Below are 17,200 nucleotides of genomic sequence, written 5' to 3'. Positions count from 1 at the left end.
CCGTTGGGCGGGAGCCGCGTCCGGGGCGGGTAAACTCGGACGGGACCGCCTTGCAGCGGTCCCTATAAATTTCATGCTGAAAGGAATGCTGTGCTGCGCACACATGACCTCGGATCACTTCGCTCCGAGCACATTGGACAAACCGTTACCCTGGCCGGCTGGGTGGGCCGCCGCCGTGATCACGGTGGCGTTGCATTCGTTGACCTGCGTGACGCGTCCGGTGTCGCCCAGGTGGTAGTCCGTGAGGAAGAGGTCTTCCATGGCCTGCGGAACGAGTACGTTCTGCAGGTGACGGGTACCGTCAACAAGCGTCCCGAAGGCAACGAAAACCCGGCCCTGGCGACCGGTGACATCGAGGTGATCGCTGACAAGGTGGTCATCCTCAACACCTCCGAGCCGCTTCCGTTCCAGATCGACGAACACGTTGAAGTTGGCGAGGAAGCACGCCTCAAGCACCGTTACCTTGACCTTCGCCGGCCCGGCCCGGCCCGCAACATGCGCCTGCGTTCGGAAGCCAACCGTGTAGCCCGCGAACTGCTGCACCAGCGCGGCTACGTCGAAATCGAGACGCCCACGCTGACGCGTTCGACGCCGGAAGGCGCCCGCGACTTCGTTGTCCCGGCACGCCTGGCGCCGGGTTCCTGGTATGCCCTGCCGCAGTCGCCGCAACTTTTCAAGCAGCTGCTCCAGGTGGGAGGCTTTGAGAAGTACTACCAGATTGCCCGTTGCTACCGTGACGAGGACTTCCGCGCGGACCGCCAGCCGGAGTTCACCCAGCTGGACATCGAAGCCAGTTTCGTGGACCAGGACGATGTCATTGAGCTTGGCGAGGCAATCGTCAAGGCACTGTGGCAGCTCATCGACGTCGAGATCCCCACACCGATCCGCCGCATGACGTACCTGGATGCCATGGCCAAGTACGGCTCGGACAAGCCGGACCTGCGCTTCGGCGTAGAGCTGACAGAGCTTACGGACTTCTTCAAGGACACCAACTTCGGTGTGTTCAAGGCACCGTACGTCGGCGCAGTGGTCATGCCCGGCGGAGCTTCGCAGCCTCGCCGTACGCTGGACGGCTGGCAGGAATTCGCCAAGCAGCGCGGACACAAGGGCCTTGCCTACGTGCTCTTCAAGGAGGACGGCGAGCTCGCCGGTCCCGTGGCCAAGAACCTTACGGAAGAAGAGCGTGCCGGACTGGCCGACGCTGTGGGTGCCAAGCCGGGCGACTGCATCTTCTTCGCCGCCGGTGAGAAGTCAGCGGCCCGCGCCCTGCTCGGTGCTGCCCGCGTTGAAATCGGTCACCGCACCGGCCTGATCGACCCCAACGACTGGGCGTTTGTCTGGATCGTGGACGCTCCCATGTTCGAGCCCGCGGCCGCGGCCGTCGCGTCCGGTGACGTAGCTGTGGGTGGAGGCCAGTGGACGGCAGTGCACCACGCATTCACCTCGCCCAAGCCGGAGTTCCTGGACACCTTCGATCAAGACCCGGAATCCGCACTGTCATACGCCTATGACATCGTCTGCAACGGCAACGAGATCGGTGGCGGTTCCATCCGTATCCACCAGCGCGAAGTGCAGGAACGGGTATTCCAGCTCATGGGGCTGGACAAGGAAGACGCCGAAACCAAGTTCGGCTTCCTGCTGGAAGGCTTCAAGTACGGCGCCCCTCCGCACGGTGGAATGGCCCTCGGCTGGGACCGCGTTGTGGCCTTGCTCGCCGGCGTGGAGTCCATCCGCGACGTCATTGCGTTCCCGAAGTCGGGCAACGGCTATGACCCGCTGACCGCAGCTCCTGCACCGATCACCCCGCAGCAGCGCAAGGAGGCAGGCGTCGACTTCAAGCCCGAAGCCAAACCTGCAGCCAAGCCGGAAACCACCACCGTCTAGACGGTCACCAAAGGCTCTCCACTCCGGTGGAGGGCCTTTGGCGTTTCTCCCCACGACTCCCTCAACGAAAGGTGCTGCTGGATGCTGGAGCAAGCTTTCCTGGAAACGCTCATGGACAAGGCCTGGCCGGCCCTTGAGCGTGAAGACCTTGTTGGCGAAAGCGCAGGGAAGTGGGTGCTCCGTGCTTCGAACGGTGTGACGCAGCGGGCCAATTCGGTGTGGCCGGCCGCCCCGGGAGACAGTGCAGGCAGTGCAGACGGTCATGCAGGGGCCACTGGCCTTGAGTCTGCCGCTGACCTTGAGCGATCCGTCAAGGCCGCCTCGGAGTGGTACAGGCGCCGCCGCCTGCCGTTGATTTTCCAAGTATTCGATGACTCCCGCAGTGCCGCCCTCAATGATGTCCTGGACAGCCGGCGCTTCACCCGGCAGGCCGAAACGAAGATCATGCTCCGCGGGCTGGACGACGTGCCGCCGAGGCCGCCGAAGGTGGAGATGCTCGAACTGCCTTCTGAGGAATGGCTCCGTCTCTGGTGGTCCGTCGATGGCCGCGGTGGTGAGGCCGAATTATCAGTCGCCCACAGGATCCTCACCGCCTGTCCGGCGCTGTACGCCATGGTGAGGGACGACGACGGCGTCCCCGCCGCCGTCGGACGCCTCGCCCTGGTTGATGGCTGGGGCGGTATCTACAGCATGGCGACGTCTGCCGGGCACCGCCGGCGCGGATACGCCGGCCAGGTGCTGGCCGCGTTGCTGCATGCCGGCGCCGGGCGGGACCTCAAGGGGATCTGGCTTCTGGTCACGGCCGCCAATGACGGGGCACAGTCGCTGTACACGCAGGCGGGATTCAGGGACTACGGCAGCTATGTGTACCGGCAGGCTCCCCTGAAACGTGCCCTCGGCGGCTGCTAACCTGCAGGCTCCGGATCAGTTACCGTGATCCGGATCGAGCAGGCATCTGCTGCCGCTTTCTGCAGGGCAGCGGATTTGATCTCCTGAATGTCCAGGAACGCCAGCCGTGCGCGGCCGGTGAACGCCTTGAGGGCGGGCTGGGCAAGGACCTGATCCACCAAGGCCCTGTCTCCGCCGGGAACGATGTACTCCATCCGGTGCCCCGTGAAGATCCTGGCCGCATGTTCCGCCGTGGACCTGGCATCGATGAAGCGGTTGCCGCTCTTCGAGGCGAGGATGGTGGTCCCGCTGGCCGAGGCGACAGCATAACCGCCGCGCCGGACCAGCAGTAGGCCCAATCCCCGTTCCTGGGCGGCCAACGAGGCGAGGCGGTGAACTTCGCTGCCCCCTCGGCCTGGGCGTCCGTCCGACGGCCATGGCGCCCTCAGCAGCGCGGTGGCTCCGTCGGCCGCGCGAAGGAGGAGGCCGGCGTCGTCGAGGTCTTCCACCACGGGACCGTGGCCGGCCGCGAACCGTTCCACCCAACCCTGCAACCGGTCTGCGGACACCAAGGCGGTCCGGATGGCCTGCTGACGCGGGGCTGATGCTCGGCGGTCCATGGTGGATGCCTCCTTTGCTGGAACTATGAGTAGCCTATCCATGTGGAAGATCTCTTTGGTGCCGGTGCAGACAACGACGACGAGTCGGAGGAACTGCCGGCCACGCCGCATTCCCTCCGGGGGCCTTCCGACGCACGCTGGATGGCGTCCCAGCGCAGTCCACTGGCTGTGCGGATGCGCCCCCGCACCTTGGACGACGTCGTGGGGCAGCAGCACCTGCTGGGCCACGGTTCGCCACTCCGGCAGTTGGCGGCCGGGGCTGAAGCAGCCGGTCCTGCTGGACCGAGCTCTGTGATCCTCTGGGGGCCTCCGGGAACGGGCAAAACCACGCTGGCGCATGTGATCGCGCGGGGACCCGGGCGGAAGTTCGTGGAATTGTCTGCGATTACCGCAGGCGTCAAAGATGTCCGCCGCGTCATGGATGAGGCCTTGACGGCCCGCGATCTCTATAAGAAAACCACCGTCCTCTTCCTGGACGAGATCCATCGCTTTAACAAGGCCCAGCAGGACGCCCTGCTGCCGGGTGTTGAGAACCGCTGGGTGGTGCTGGTCGCCGCCACCACGGAAAACCCATCATTCTCGGTGGTGTCGCCCCTGTTGTCGAGGTCGCTGCTGCTGACGCTGAAGCCGCTCACCGATGACGACATCGCGGGACTGCTGCAACGCGCCGTCGCCGATGCCCGCGGCCTTGCCGGACGCGTGGAGCTCAGCCCGGAGGCGATGGACCACTTGGTCCGCCTCTCCGGCGGCGATGCCCGCAGGGCGTTGACCGCGCTTGAAGCCGCTGCCGGGGTTGCCTTCGGTGACAGCACCGCCGTCGGGCCATCTGCACCGGCCGGTACCGATGCTGTGCCGGAGGAGGATGGCGACGCTGAAGAGTCCGGCGATGCTGAAGCAACCAACGACGCTGAAGCAATCAACGACGGCGAGCCGGGACTCGCCAATGACGGCGCCCCTGACGCTCCGGTGCTGGTGGAACTGCGCCATACCGAGCGTGCCTTGGACGCCGCTGCGGTTCGCTACGACCGCGCCGGGGACCAGCATTACGACGTCGCCAGTGCTTTCATCAAATCCATCCGTGGCTCGGATGTCGATGCCGCGCTGCATTACCTGGCCCGCATGCTTGAAGCGGGCGAAGATCCACGGTTCGTGGCACGGCGCATCGTGATTTCCGCCGCTGAAGACATTGGAATGGCCGATCCCACAGCTCTGCAAACGGCTGTGGCGGCGGCCCAGGCGGTGCAGTTGATCGGCATGCCGGAGGGGCGGATCGTCCTCGCCGAAGCTGTGGTCCATTTGGCTACCGCGCCTAAATCCAATGCCGCCTATATGGGCTTGAACAAAGCGGTGGCTGATGTCCGGGCAGGGTTTGGCGGCGGTATCCCCATGCATTTGCGGGATGCGCATTACCCCGGAGCAAAGCAATTGGGGCATGGCAAGAGCTACAAGTACGCCCACGACGAACCGCACGGTGTGGCAACCCAGCAGTACCCGCCCGACGATTTGGTGGGGAAGGACTACTACCAGCCCACCAATAACGGAGCCGAACGGGATATCGCGGCCAGGCTGGAAAGGCTCCGCAAGATAGTGCGCGGGGAGTAGGCAATGACACCTCTTCCTTCTTGAAGGTCCGCAGGGCGTCAACCACGTTGTGCATGGTAGGATTGATCCTTGTCTGGCATGGCCTGACGCTCAATCCCACTGAAGATTCCTTCGTCAGTGCTGTGCGCCCGGGCTAGTAGCAAGAGGCAGCGGTTGGCCGATGCTCTCCCTGATGGAGGCCAGTAACACTGACACACCGCAGTAATTGGAAGGACACAAGTGGCTAACAACACTCGTGCTCGCCGTACCGCACGCCTTTCGCGTGCACTCGGCATCGCTCTGACCCCCAAGGCCGCCAAGTACATGGAGCGCCGCCCGTACGGCCCCGGTGAGCATGGCCGTGCCCGCAAGAAGCAGGACTCCGACTACGCCGTACGTCTGCGCGAAAAGCAGCGTCTGCGCGCCCAGTACGGCATCCGCGAAGCCCAGATGACCCGTGCCTTCGAAGAAGCACGCCGCACCAAGGGCCTGACCGGTGAAAACCTGGTTGAGCTGCTCGAAATGCGTCTGGACGCCCTCGTGCTCCGTGCAGGCTTCGCCCGCACCATCGCACAGGCCCGCCAGCTGGTTGTGCACCGCCACATCATGGTTGACGGCATCCGCGTGGACCGCCCGTCCTTCCGCGTTGGCGAAGGCCAGCTCATCCACGTTCACAGCCGCTCCGAGGTCATGCCCCCGTTCCAGGTGGCTGCTGCAGGCGCACACGTTCTGAACAACGTACCGCCGTACCTGGACGTCAAGATCGACGCCCTGCAGGCACGCCTGGTTCGCCGCCCCAAGCGCTCTGAGGTCCCCGTGATCTGCGAAGAGCAGCTCGTCGTCGAATTCTACGCTCGCTAAATTCACGCAGCGCATACAAAGAAGCCCGTGGCACATGCCGCGGGCTTCTTTGTATGTAAGGTACCGGTCCAAAGTGGGTAAGGTACTGGGGAGGCCTTGTCCGATGCCGTTCAGCGGCTGGTGCAGGGCAATGCAACAACCCTAGGAGAAGAGTTCTATGTCTGGTGGCGACATCGCCGGCCTCATCGCAGCAGGAGTCTTCGCACTCCTCGTGTTGTTGTTGGCTGTGCCAATCTTGAAGCTGGGTGGCGTTTTTGACGAGGTCCGGACCTCCATCCGGTCCATCAGCGACGGCGCCACGCCCTTGATGGATGAAGTGACCGCTACGGTTTCCACCACCAACCAGCAGCTGAAGAAGGTTGATGGGATCGCCTCCAACGTCTCCGACGCCTCGGCCAACATCTCCGCTCTGTCCTCGCTGGTGGCGGCCACGGTGGGTTCTCCCTTGATCAAGGTGGCAGCGTTCAGCTACGGCGTTCGCTCGGCTTTCGCCGGACGGCGCGGCCCTTCCTCCGGACGCCGCAGCCGCTGACCCAATGAGCTACTGAAGCAGGCAGCCGCAAAACTATAGGAAGACCAGAACCTCATGAAAAGAATTGTGTGGATGGGCATCGGCGTCGCCATCGGCGTCATTGCCTTCCGGAAGATCACTGAGGCCCAGGCGAACATCGGTCCTGAGGGCTTGAACCGTGCCGTTGGCCGGATGGCTGACGGCTTGTTCGATTTCGCCGATGCGGTCCGGACGGGTATGCACCAGCGGGAAGAGGACCTTCGGGCGGCGTTGGGGATTGACGATGCCGGAGCCGGCCGCCGCTAGCGGAGCGGTTCGCTCCCGCGCCCGCAACAGGGCAGAATGGAAAACTGCGGAACGGCACCAGCCGGTACCGCGCACATAACGTGCAGTGGATTGAGAAGGGTAAGTAATCAGCTAATGAAGTCGCAGGAGATCACCAAACGCTGGGTGGACTTTTTTGTCAGCAAGGGCCACACCGCCGTTCCCTCCGCGTCGCTCGTTTCCAGCGACCCGTCCCTTCTCTTCACCGTCGCCGGAATGGTGCCGTTCATTCCGTACCTGACTGCGCGCGAAGAACCCCCGTACAGCCGTGCCACGAGCGTCCAGAAATGCATCCGCACCGGAGACATCGAGGAAGTGGGCAAGACAGCCCGCCACGGGACGTTCTTCCAGATGTGCGGCAACTTCTCCTTTGGCGACTACTTCAAGGAAGACGCCATCAAGTTCGCTTTCGAGCTGCTCACCACAAGCGTTGACGACGGCGGCTACGGACTTCCCGCCGAGCGCCTCTGGGTGACCGTCTACGAAGAAGACGACGAAGCCAAGGAACTCTGGCTCAAAAACACCGGAATCCCCGCTGAACGCATCCAGCGCATGGGCAAAGCCGACAACTACTGGTCCACCGGCCAGCCGGGCCCTGCCGGCCCCTGCTCGGAGATCTACTACGACCGCGGTCCTGCTTATGGCATCGAAGGCGGCCCGCTGGCCGATGAGACCCGGTACATCGAGATCTGGAACCTCGTGTTCATGCAGTACCAGATCGAGAATGTCCGTTCCAAGGTGGACTTCGACATCGCGGGAGAGCTCCCGCAGAAGAACATCGACACCGGCTTGGGCATGGAGCGTCTCGCAATGATCCTCCAGGGTGTCGAGAACATGTATGAAACCGATCAGGTCCGCCCGGTCATCGACAAAGCTGCTGAACTGTCCGGCCGTGAGTACACCTCGGCCGAGTCGCCGGAGGACCCGCACCACACGGATGACGTCCGGATGCGCGTTGTGGGCGACCACATTCGTTCAGCCCTGATGTTGATTGCTGATGGCGTTTCGCCGTCCAACGAAGGCCGTGGGTATGTGCTGCGCCGCCTCATTCGACGCGCAGTCCGCGCCATGCGGCTGCTCGGCGTCGAGAAGGCCTGCCTGCCGGACCTTCTTCCCGCCTCCCGAGACGCCATGAAGGGCGTCTACCCCGTGGTGGAGACGGACTTCGCCCGGATCAGCCGCATTGCCTACGCCGAAGAAAAGGCATTCCTGCGCACCATTGCTTCGGGTACGGCCCGCCTCGAGGATGCCGTGGCGGAATCGAAGGCTGCCGGTGTTCCGCTCTCCGGCGCCGACGCCTTTGCCCTGCACGACACCTATGGCTTCCCGATCGACCTGACGCTGGAAATGGCAGAAGAGGCCGGCCTCAAGGTGGACGAAGCAGGTTTCCGCTCGCTCATGCTCGAGCAGCGCCAGCGTGCACAAGCTGATGCCAAGGGTAAGAAGGGTGGCCACGCGGACCTCAGCGCCTACCAGGATCTCCTGGGCGAAGGTGAGACCGTCTTCACGGGCTATGACGAACTTGAGGGTGAATCCTCGGTCCGCGGCATCGTCAGCGGTGGCCGTGCTGTAGGGCATGCCTCCACTGGCGACGAGATTGAGCTGGTCCTCAACGAGACTCCGTTCTACGCCGAAGCCGGTGGCCAGTCCGCTGACACGGGCCTCATCACCGGCGATGGCTTCGTGGTGGAGGTCCTGGACGTTCAGCGGCCCATCAAGGGCCTGAGTGTGCACAAGGCGATTGTCCGCGAAGGCGAGATTGCCTCCGATGCGCTGGTGCGCGCCGCCGTCGACCGTGAACGTCGCCATGCCGCCGAGCAGGCCCACACCGGCACGCACATTGTGCACGCCGCCCTGCATCAAATCCTGGGCCCTGAAGCTACCCAGCGCGGTTCGTACAACAAAGCCGGGTACCTGCGTTTCGACTTCGCCTGGGGCGAGGGCCTGAGCACTGCGACGCGGTCCGAAATCGAAGAGGTCTCCAACATTGCCATCCGGAACAATTTCCGGGTAGACACCAAGGTAATGGGGCTCGCTGAAGCCAAGGCGCTGGGCGCCATGGCACTGTTCGGCGAAAACTATGGCAGCGAAGTGCGCGTCGTGGAGATCGACGGCGCCTGGTCCCGCGAGCTGTGTGGTGGCACCCACGTGTCCAACACGTCCCTCATCGGCAGCCTTTCGCTGCTGGGAGAGCAGTCCGTTGGTTCCGGAAACCGCCGTGTGGAAGCCTTCGTTGGCCTGGACGCATTCCGTCATCTGGCCGCCGAGCGGGCCTTGGTGACTGAGCTCACAGAACTCCTGAAGGTTCCCTCCGGGCAACTCGCCGATCGCATTTCCAGCACGCTGAGCAAGCTGAAGGCAACGGAGAAGGAACTCGACCGCCTTCGTAAGGAGCAGCTGGCCGCGGCTGCCGCAAACCTGGTGGGCACTGCAAAGGACGCTGCGGGCGTGCGCGTAGTAGCCCACGACGCCGGTCAGGTCGGCGGTGCCGACGATCTCCGGAACCTCGCTTTGGACCTCCGCAGCCGCCTCGGCTCGGACGCTGCCACGGTGGCTGTTGCAGGCGTCAGCAATGACCGCCCGGTGATCCTCATCGCCACCAATGAGGCCGCCCGCGAGGCCGGCGTGAAGGCCGGTGCGCTGGTTCGCCTGGCTGCCGGCATCCTTGGCGGTGGCGGTGGCGGCAAGGACGACGTCGCCCAAGGCGGCGGCGCCGACGCTGGGAAGGTCTCTGAGGCCCTCACAGCGGTGGTGGATGCGATAGCCAAGCGCTGACGGTGGCTGCAAGTACTAACGGTGACGTCTACCCCCGTGGCATCAAGCTGGGGGTAGACGTCGGCACTGTCCGTGTGGGCGTGGCCATCTGCGATCCCGACGGAATTCTGGCCACACCCTTCAAGACCCTTGCACGGGACGCCAAGAAGAACTCCGACGTCCGCGCGGTGGTCAAACACGCCGCTGAACTGCCTGCGGTGCAGGTCTTTGTGGGCCTTCCCCGCACCATGAAGGGCGAGGAACGTGCCTCTGCAGACATGGCCACCGCGTACGCCGGGCTCATCGCCAACGAGCTGAAGCGGGCCGGTTTGGACATCCCCGTGAGCCTTGTTGACGAGCGGCTTTCGACCGTCACGGCACACCGGAACCTGCACCAAGCTGGCATGAGCAGCAGGAACCACCGTAAAGTGGTTGATCAGGTTGCCGCTGCTGGAATACTGCAGCACGCAATTGACATGCAAAAAGCCAGAGGAACGGACGTTGGCCGCCGAGTGCAGGCACCGGCGCAATCCGATAAGCCCAGCAGTGCCCCAACGCTGCAGGCTGCCTCCGGCAGTGAACCCGATTCTTCTACGAGGGGACTGCAACTGTGAGCCCGGTCAACAACGACCCCTCCAGCGGTACCGCCGGCGGCGGTATGCCGCTGACCCGCAAAGAGCTGCGGGCGCGGGAACGATTCCTCGCCACGCAGAACCACAACGTCGTACCCGTTCCCGAAGCGACCCCCGGGGAAGCCGCTGCGTCCACCGACCGTGAACCTGAACTGCCCCGCCCTGTTCCCGCAGTACAGCCCGCGCCGGTTGAGCCACCTGCACCGGCAGCTCCACCCGGTCCCGCGTCAAAACCTGCTGCTCCTCCCGTTCCCACTGAGCAACCTGTGTCTTTAGCGCCGATTCCTGCCGACGAGCCCACCCCGGCGTCCGATGACGAATCGCCGTCCGTCGAGACTCCGGGGGAGCCGCACCCAGCTGAACCGGATCATGGCGGGAATCACCTGGACGGTGCCGAGCCCCACGAGGTGGAAGGACATCACCACTCCGGGTATGTGGATCCTGACCACACGCACGACGTTGCCGGACATGGGCCGCACACCGATCACTTTGACGAGCACCATGCGGATGATCTTCACCATGACGAGCACCACGCGGATGATCTTCACCACGATGAGCACCACGCGGATGATCTTCACCACGAAGAGCACCATCACGACCTCATCGCGCCTGTCGAGCAGACGGCTTCGGCCAAGGCGGCGGTCAAGAAGGCCCGCCGCCGTCGTCGCGTCCTTGCCCTGCTGATCACGCTGGGTGTCTTCGTTGCCGCCATCGCCATCGGGGCCCAATTCCTCAAGCCCTTGCTGGGCATGGACAAGGTCACGGACTATCCGGGCCCAGGTACCGGCTCGGTCAATATCACCGTGCCCGAAGGCTCCGGACCGAAAGCTGTGGCCGTAGCACTCGTCGAGAACAAAGTGGTAGCCGACGCCGATGCGTTCGTCAAGGAATTCCTCAACGACGGCGGTGAATTGTCCCCGGGCGAGTTCACCTTCCGGACCGAGATGAAGAATTCCGACGCCGTGGATGTCCTGGTCAACAAGGACTCGTCCAAGGTGATGTATTTCGCCCTCAGCGCCGGCCTTCGCATCAATGAGTCGCTGGAAGCCATTTCCAAGGGCTCGGGCATCTCCATGCAGGAACTCAACGCGCTCAACCAGGCCCCGGCACAGTTCGGCATTCCGTCCAAGGCCAAGAACCTGGAAGGCTTCCTGGCCCCGGGGGAGTACCGCTTCCCGCTCGGCACTCCGGCCAAGGACATCATCCAAAAGCTGGCCACCACCACGCTGGATGAGCTCAAGTCCCAGGGAATCACGGAACCGGGCAAGCAGTATGACACCGTGACCATCGCCAGCATTGTGCAGGCTGAAGGCGGTCAGGCCGACTATGGCAACGTGGCCGGCGCCATCTACAACAGGCTCAAGCCAAACAATGTCGAAACCAGCGGCCTGATCCAGTCCGATGCCACGGTGACCTACGGACTCGGCAAGAAATCCTTCCATCTCACGGAGGAAGAGAAGGCCGATAAGTCCAATACGTACAACACGTACGCCAATGTTGGGTTGCCGGCCGGACCCATTGGGTCACCGGGCAAGACTGCCATTGATGCTGCGGCCAAACCCACCCAGAACGACTACATGTACTGGGTCACCATCAATTTGGACAGCAAAGAAACCAAGTTCTCCAAGACGCTGGCTGAGCACAACACCTACGTTGAGCTGTACAACGCGTGGTGCCAGGCCAACCCGGGACGGTGTGTGTGAGTCGTCGTGCCGCGGTCCTGGGGCATCCGATCTCGCATTCGAAGTCACCGGCCCTGCACACCGCGGCCTACGCCAAACTGGGCGTCGACATTGAATACTCCGCAATCGACGTCGCCGTGGACGGCCTTCCAGCCTTCATGGGGTCACTCCGCGGTGATGACTCCTGGTGCGGGCTCTCAGTGACCATGCCGTTGAAGTCTGCCATGGTCAAGGAGGTTGACGAGGTCCGCGGTGCGGGCGCCCAGTTGGGAGTCATCAACACTGTGGTCTTTGAACACGACGGTGGGGTTGTGCGCCGCGTGGGGTACAACACCGATGTCGCCGGAATCGTCGAGGCGGTCCGGTATGCAGGGGTTGCCTCCACGCCCCATGCGGCCATCCTGGGTGGCGGCGGTACCTCCGCTGCCGCCGTTGCAGCTGTCAAGGAACTTGGTGGGAGTCACGTGGATGTCTTCGTCCGTGACGCAGGACGTGCCGGTGAGGCGGAAGCCGCTGCAGCCGCCGTCGGAATTTCCGTCAGTGTCAGGCCGTTGACTCAAGCAGCCACCGCTGTGGCAGGCACCGACCTGGTGATCTCCACTTTCCCGCCGCGTGCCGCTGATTCCTTGGCGGATGAGTTGGCGGCCCTGCCGGGAACGGGGGCCGGTGTCCTGCTGGACGTTGCCTACGATCCCTGGCCCAGCCGCCTCGCTGAGGTGTGGCATGGTCATGGAGGTGCCGTAGTGCCGGGCCTCGAGATGCTGATGTACCAGGCGGCCGAGCAGATCAGGCGCTTCAGCGGCTGTGACGTGAATGCAGCCGTCATAGATGTGATGTGCGACTCAGTCGGGCTTCCCCGGCGAGTGTTCTAGAAGCCTTACATGGCAGGATTGGTTATATGTTGCGTTGGTTGACTGCCGGTGAATCCCATGGTCCGGCCCTGATCGGAATTGTTGAAGGCGTGCCCGCCGGTGTTGAACTCACCAGCGCGCAGATCCGTGATGCCTTGGCGCGTCGCCGCCTGGGCTATGGACGTGGTGCCCGCATGAAGTTCGAGCAAGACGAGGTCACCATCATGGGTGGCGTCCGTCATGGCCTGACGCAGGGCGGCCCCGTAGCCATCCAGGTGGGCAACACCGAGTGGCCCAAATGGGAGCAGATCATGTCTGCTGACCCCGTAGATCCCGAAATCCTTGCCGACCAAGCCCGCAACGCACCCCTGACCCGGCCGCGTCCGGGCCACGCAGATTTCACGGGCATGCAGAAATACGGCTTCGACGAAGCCCGTCCTGTGCTTGAACGCGCCAGTGCCCGGGAAACGGCCACCCGCGTGGCCCTTGGCACCGTTGCCGCGCAGTTCCTTAAGCAGCTGGGCGTGGAATTGGTGAGCCACACGGTTTCCATTGCCAGCGTGACTGTTCCCGAGGGCCGCCCCCTGCCGCTGCCCCGGGATGTCCTGGCCCTCGACGCCGACCCCCTGCGCTGCTTTGACCGTCAGACCTCCGACGCCATGGTCGCCGAAGTGGACGCTGCCCACAAGGAAGGCGAAACCCTTGGCGGTGTTGTTGAGGTCCTGGCGTACGGGCTTCCGCCGGGACTGGGCAGCTACGTGCACTGGGACCGCCGCCTTGACTCCCGGCTGGCTGCTGCGCTGATGGGCATCCAGGCCATCAAGGGAGTGGAGGTCGGTGACGGTTTCCTTACTGCTTCGCGCCGTGGTTCCGCTGCCCACGACGAGATCCTGAAGGACACTGACGGAAAAATTGTTCGGCAGACCAACCGCGCCGGCGGCATAGAGGGCGGCATGAGCATCGGCGAAGTTTTGCGCGTGCGTGCGGCCATGAAGCCGATCGCTACCGTTCCCCGTGCCCTGCGCACCATCGATGTCAGCACGGGCGAACCCGCCAAGGCCCATCACCAGCGTTCCGACGTCTGTGCGGTGCCCGCGGCCGGTGTTGTCGCCGAAGCAATGGTTGCACTGGTCCTGGCCGAGGCCGTCGCCGAGAAATTCGGCGGCGACTCGGTGTCCGAAACCCAGCGCAACCTGCAGAGCTACCTCGACAGCATCCCGGCCACCCTGGACTCGGTCGGCCGGTAGTGGTTCGCCAGATCCTGGACGGCTGTACCGGCCGTCCCGTTGTGCTGGTGGGCCCGATGGCTGTTGGCAAGTCGGCCATTGGCCAGCAGTTGGCCCAGCAGTTGGGGCTCCTGTTCGTGGACACTGACGCCGTGGTGGTGTCTGCCCACGGCAGTATCGCGGATATTTTCGCGGGGCGCGGAGAGCACGCCTTCCGTGAAATTGAAGCCCGGGCAGTGGCGAAATCCATTGAGAACGCCAAGGTTCAGCCCGCCATTATTTCCCTTGGCGGGGGAGCGGTCCTGGACTCCGGAACCCAGCAACTGTTGGGGGAGTGCACGGTGGTCTATCTTGAGTGTGACGCTGGGACCGTGGCCGACCGGATCGCGCGCAACACGGGCAGGCCATTGCTGAAAGGTGATGCGATGGCCCGGTGGGAAGCATTGTTCGCTACGAGGCGTCCTGTCTATGAGCGTCTCGCGGACATCGTCATGGACGTCCGTTCAGGATCCGTGGTGGATATCGGCCTCCGGTTGGAGGAGCGGCTGCGCCAGTTTGCAGCCTTGAAAGAGGAAGTTGAAAAGTGAGCAACGAAGCAACTGTCATCAAGGTGACTGGCCAGTCCGCCAATGAAAACTACGACGTCGTAGTGGGACGCGGTCTCTTGGAGACCCTTCCCGAAAAGCTGGGGGAGCGCGTCCGGCGTGTCCTGGTCATCCACCCTCGGGCCCTCCGCCTGACGGGGGACACGGTCCGCGACGAGCTGGAAACAGCGGGATTCACCGCACTGACTGCCGAAATCCCTGATGCAGAAGAAGGCAAGCACATCCAGGTTGCCGCTTTCTGCTGGCAGGTACTGGGCCAAAACGACTTCACCCGTTCTGATGCCATTGTGGCGGTCGGCGGCGGCGCTGTGACGGACCTGGCGGGCTTCGTGGCAGCCACCTGGCTTCGTGGTGTCAAAGTCATCCACATGCCGACCAGCCTGCTGGGCATGGTGGATGCTTCAGTGGGTGGAAAGACCGGCATCAACACCGCCGAGGGCAAGAACCTTGTGGGATCTTTCCATCCGCCGGCTGCCGTCCTGGCAGACCTCGACACTCTTCAGACGCTGCCCAAAAACGAGCTGATCTCCGGCATGGCCGAAGTCATCAAGTGTGGGTTCATTGCTGATCCCGCCATCCTGGACCTGATCGAGAAGAACACGGACGCCGTGATGGATCCGGCCTCGGAGGTTGTCCGCGAACTCATCGAGCGGGCCATCACGGTCAAGGCAGATGTCGTTTCACAGGACCTCAAGGAATCCGGCCTCCGCGAAATCCTGAACTATGGCCACACGCTGGGTCACGCCATTGAACTGGTGGAGCGATACTCCTGGCGCCACGGTGCTGCTGTCTCGGTGGGCATGATGTTCGCTGCCGAGTTGTCGCGCAGCGTGGGGCGGTTGTCGGATGCCGATGCAGACCGTCACCGCACCATTCTCGAAAGCCTGGGACTTCCCATCACCTATCGGCGTGACCGCTGGCAGGGTTTGCTGGATGGCATGCGCCGGGACAAGAAGTCTCGAGGCGACCTTCTCCGCTTCGTGGTCCTTGACGGCGTCGCCAAGCCTGGCATCCTGGACGTTCCCGATACCTCCCTCCTGTTTGCGGCCTACCAGGAGATCGCATCATGAGTGTCGCCGTGCGGGAAGGCATCAGCGACTGGCCAACAGCCGGCTTCCCGGGCGTTCGAACGAATCCCGATACCCTCCTGCCCGTGATTGTCAACGAAGAAGTCATGGAGACGGCACTTGCCGCCTCCGATGATCCCGCTGACCGCATCATGGCATTGCTGTTGGAAAATCAGCCCAACGAGGCAGCTGAACTGTTGGCCGAAGCGCGCTACAAGGATCCGGAGTCGTTCCGACTCAGGATTTTCGAAGCGGAAGTCCACCGTGCCACCAACAGGCTGGACCGCGCCATACAGTTGTTCCGCCACCTCCTGCAGGACGTCCAAGGCAGCCCGAAGGAAGCGATCGTCCACCAGTACCTGGGGCGGGCATACTTCGTCAGCGGGAACGCCTTGGCTGCATCCGAGGAGTTCGCCAAAGCCCTGGACCTTCGCGTCGCCATGGCTGCTGATGCGGCGCTGATCTACTCCTCCGCCGTCGCCCTCCAGAGGGCCCGGAATGTGCTGGAACTGGCTTCCTGACGCACGCGGGAACACGCCCCGCAAGCCCTCGGCGTATTTGCCGGTAGAATGGTTCTTGGATTTTTGATAAATACGCGCTGGCGGGCCGATTGGTACGCCTGCTTGGCATAGATAGCTGGCAGCTAGAACCAGTGCGATAACCAGAGGATACGAGTGGCAACCACAAACGACATCAAGAACGGGACCGTACTGAAGCTCGAGGGCCAGCTCTGGAACATTATCGAGTTCCAGCACGTCAAGCCTGGCAAGGGTGGCGCCTTTGTCCGCACCAAGATGCGCAACGTCATGTCCGGCAAGGTGGTCGACAAGACCTTCAACGCCGGTCTGAAGATCGAAACCGCTACCGTTGACCGCCGTGACTACCAGTACCTGTACCAGGATGGCGAAGACTTCGTTTTCATGGACACCCAGGACTACGACCAGATCACCGTCACCGGTGCAACGGTTGGCGACGCCACGAACTTCATGCTCGAAAACCAGATGGTCAACATTGCCATCCATGAGGGCACCCCGCTGTACATTGAACTGCCCCCGAGCGTCGTCCTCGAAATCACCTACACGGAGCCGGGCCTCCAGGGTGACCGCTCCTCGGCAGGCACCAAGCCGGCGACTGTCGAAACCGGCTACGAGATCCAGGTTCCGCTGTTCGTCGAGCAGGGCACCAAGGTCAAGGTCGACACCCGGGATGGCAGCTACCTGGGTCGGGTCAACGACTAGTGAGCGCACGCGGTAAAGCCCGTAGCAGGGCTCTTGAAGTACTTTTCGAGGCAGAGCAACGCTCTGTCTCGGCTTTCGACGCCATGACGGCGCGCAGGGAGAAGACTGACTTGGTCATCAACCCCTACACGGTGGAAATCGTTGAGGGTGTTGTCTCCACGCAGGCAACCATCGATGAGTTCCTGGAGACTTACGCCCAGGGCTGGACGCTGGAGCGGATGCCGTCCGTGGACCGTATCATTCTGCGGATCGGTGCGTGGGAACTTCTCTACAATGACGAGGTTCCGGATGGTGTAGCTGTCAGCGAAGCCGTGGCCCTGGCCAAGACGATGTCCACTGACGAGTCCCCGTCGTTCATCAATGGACTCCTCGGCCGGCTCCAGAAGCTGAAGCCATCCCTTCTGGCTTAGGTACACGCCCGGTCTGAATTCAAAGGACCCGCTCCACAGGAAACTGTGGGAGCGGGTCCTTTTTTG

At 63.3% G+C, this 17,200-nt stretch carries 17 protein-coding genes; 16 read left to right on the top strand and 1 reads right to left on the bottom strand.

Annotated elements, in window-relative coordinates:
- Positions 1 to 90 precede the first annotated feature (90 nt).
- Positions 91 to 1,884, top strand: a complete 1,794-nt coding sequence (aspS, locus tag ACIQLI_RS09055) for an aspartate--tRNA ligase (RefSeq protein WP_089595242.1) — start codon at positions 91 to 93, stop codon at positions 1,882 to 1,884.
- 81 nt (positions 1,885 to 1,965) lie between these two features.
- A complete protein-coding gene (locus ACIQLI_RS09050; protein WP_400387345.1) occupies positions 1,966 to 2,793 on the top strand; it encodes a GNAT family N-acetyltransferase in 828 nt (275 codons plus the stop codon).
- Here ACIQLI_RS09050 and ACIQLI_RS09045 read toward each other — a convergent pair.
- A complete protein-coding gene (locus ACIQLI_RS09045) occupies positions 2,790 to 3,392 on the bottom strand; it encodes a Vms1/Ankzf1 family peptidyl-tRNA hydrolase (protein WP_354226978.1) in 603 nt (200 codons plus the stop codon). The two genes, ACIQLI_RS09050 and ACIQLI_RS09045, sit on opposite strands and share 4 nt — an antisense overlap.
- A gap of 42 nt (positions 3,393 to 3,434) precedes the next feature.
- On the opposite strand from ACIQLI_RS09045, the gene ACIQLI_RS09040 reads away from it, so the two are divergent.
- From ACIQLI_RS09040 to nusB, 14 genes are all read left to right on the top strand, one after another.
- Positions 3,435 to 4,994, top strand: a complete 1,560-nt coding sequence (locus ACIQLI_RS09040; RefSeq protein ID WP_400387342.1) for a replication-associated recombination protein A — start codon at positions 3,435 to 3,437, stop codon at positions 4,992 to 4,994.
- 219 nt (positions 4,995 to 5,213) lie between these two features.
- Entirely contained in the window at positions 5,214 to 5,834 is a 621-nt protein-coding gene (gene rpsD, locus ACIQLI_RS09035) for a 30S ribosomal protein S4 (RefSeq protein WP_026540819.1), read from the top strand.
- Between the two features lie 157 nt (positions 5,835 to 5,991).
- The gene (locus ACIQLI_RS09030; protein ID WP_089595238.1) at positions 5,992 to 6,366 is read left to right on the top strand and encodes a DUF948 domain-containing protein; all 375 of its coding nucleotides are present in this window, start codon (positions 5,992 to 5,994) and stop codon (positions 6,364 to 6,366) included.
- 54 nt (positions 6,367 to 6,420) lie between these two features.
- Entirely contained in the window at positions 6,421 to 6,651 is a 231-nt protein-coding gene (locus ACIQLI_RS09025) for a hypothetical protein (protein ID WP_280622932.1), read from the top strand.
- 114 nt (positions 6,652 to 6,765) lie between these two features.
- The gene (gene alaS / locus ACIQLI_RS09020; RefSeq protein WP_400387337.1) at positions 6,766 to 9,444 is read left to right on the top strand and encodes an alanine--tRNA ligase; all 2,679 of its coding nucleotides are present in this window, start codon (positions 6,766 to 6,768) and stop codon (positions 9,442 to 9,444) included.
- Between the two features lie 2 nt (positions 9,445 to 9,446).
- A complete protein-coding gene (gene ruvX, locus ACIQLI_RS09015) occupies positions 9,447 to 10,037 on the top strand; it encodes a Holliday junction resolvase RuvX (RefSeq protein ID WP_354226970.1) in 591 nt (196 codons plus the stop codon).
- Positions 10,034 to 11,758, top strand: a complete 1,725-nt coding sequence (mltG, locus tag ACIQLI_RS09010) for an endolytic transglycosylase MltG (protein ID WP_400387333.1) — start codon at positions 10,034 to 10,036, stop codon at positions 11,756 to 11,758. The genes ruvX and mltG overlap by 4 nt, the downstream gene beginning before the upstream one ends.
- Positions 11,755 to 12,609: a shikimate dehydrogenase gene (locus ACIQLI_RS09005; RefSeq protein ID WP_354226966.1), complete on the top strand. Its 855-nt coding sequence runs from the start codon at positions 11,755 to 11,757 to the stop codon at positions 12,607 to 12,609. The genes mltG and ACIQLI_RS09005 overlap by 4 nt, the downstream gene beginning before the upstream one ends.
- Before the next feature lie 26 nt (positions 12,610 to 12,635).
- Positions 12,636 to 13,835: a chorismate synthase gene (aroC, locus tag ACIQLI_RS09000; protein ID WP_400387329.1), complete on the top strand. Its 1,200-nt coding sequence runs from the start codon at positions 12,636 to 12,638 to the stop codon at positions 13,833 to 13,835.
- A 56-nt stretch (positions 13,836 to 13,891) separates the two neighbouring features.
- The gene (locus tag ACIQLI_RS08995; RefSeq protein WP_400387326.1) at positions 13,892 to 14,401 is read left to right on the top strand and encodes a shikimate kinase; all 510 of its coding nucleotides are present in this window, start codon (positions 13,892 to 13,894) and stop codon (positions 14,399 to 14,401) included.
- A complete protein-coding gene (gene aroB / locus ACIQLI_RS08990) occupies positions 14,398 to 15,489 on the top strand; it encodes a 3-dehydroquinate synthase (protein ID WP_400387323.1) in 1,092 nt (363 codons plus the stop codon). The genes ACIQLI_RS08995 and aroB overlap by 4 nt, the downstream gene beginning before the upstream one ends.
- Positions 15,486 to 16,007, top strand: a complete 522-nt coding sequence (locus ACIQLI_RS08985) for a tetratricopeptide repeat protein (RefSeq protein WP_354226958.1) — start codon at positions 15,486 to 15,488, stop codon at positions 16,005 to 16,007. The genes aroB and ACIQLI_RS08985 overlap by 4 nt, the downstream gene beginning before the upstream one ends.
- A gap of 153 nt (positions 16,008 to 16,160) precedes the next feature.
- Positions 16,161 to 16,724 (top strand): elongation factor P, encoded by a 564-nt coding sequence (efp, locus tag ACIQLI_RS08980; RefSeq protein WP_400387320.1) that lies wholly within the window; start codon positions 16,161 to 16,163, stop codon positions 16,722 to 16,724.
- Positions 16,724 to 17,134, top strand: a complete 411-nt coding sequence (nusB, locus tag ACIQLI_RS08975; protein WP_400387317.1) for a transcription antitermination factor NusB — start codon at positions 16,724 to 16,726, stop codon at positions 17,132 to 17,134. The genes efp and nusB overlap by 1 nt, the downstream gene beginning before the upstream one ends.
- The last annotated feature ends 66 nt before the right edge of the window (positions 17,135 to 17,200 follow it).

The sequence above is a fragment of the Paenarthrobacter sp. NPDC091669 genome, assembly GCF_044756725.1.
Classification (GTDB): domain Bacteria; phylum Actinomycetota; class Actinomycetes; order Actinomycetales; family Micrococcaceae; genus Arthrobacter; species Arthrobacter bambusae_C.
The sequence above is the reverse complement of the archived record's forward strand: the minus strand, read 5'-3'. Positions and strand labels throughout refer to the sequence as shown.

Bases quoted from the DNA above. Each gene is read 5' to 3' on its own strand.
- ACIQLI_RS09050 (WP_400387345.1), top strand. From the start codon at position 1,966: ATGCTGGAGCAAGCTTTCCTGGAAACGCTCATGGACAAGGCCTGGCCG.
- ACIQLI_RS09045 (WP_354226978.1), bottom strand. From the start codon at position 3,392: ATGGACCGCCGAGCATCAGCCCCGCGTCAGCAGGCCATCCGGACCGCC.
- ACIQLI_RS09030 (WP_089595238.1), top strand. From the start codon at position 5,992: ATGTCTGGTGGCGACATCGCCGGCCTCATCGCAGCAGGAGTCTTCGCA.
- ACIQLI_RS09025 (WP_280622932.1), top strand. From the start codon at position 6,421: ATGAAAAGAATTGTGTGGATGGGCATCGGCGTCGCCATCGGCGTCATT.
- alaS (WP_400387337.1), top strand. From the start codon at position 6,766: ATGAAGTCGCAGGAGATCACCAAACGCTGGGTGGACTTTTTTGTCAGC.
- aroC (WP_400387329.1), top strand. From the start codon at position 12,636: ATGTTGCGTTGGTTGACTGCCGGTGAATCCCATGGTCCGGCCCTGATC.
- ACIQLI_RS08995 (WP_400387326.1), top strand. From the start codon at position 13,892: ATGGCTGTTGGCAAGTCGGCCATTGGCCAGCAGTTGGCCCAGCAGTTG.
- ACIQLI_RS08985 (WP_354226958.1), top strand. From the start codon at position 15,486: ATGAGTGTCGCCGTGCGGGAAGGCATCAGCGACTGGCCAACAGCCGGC.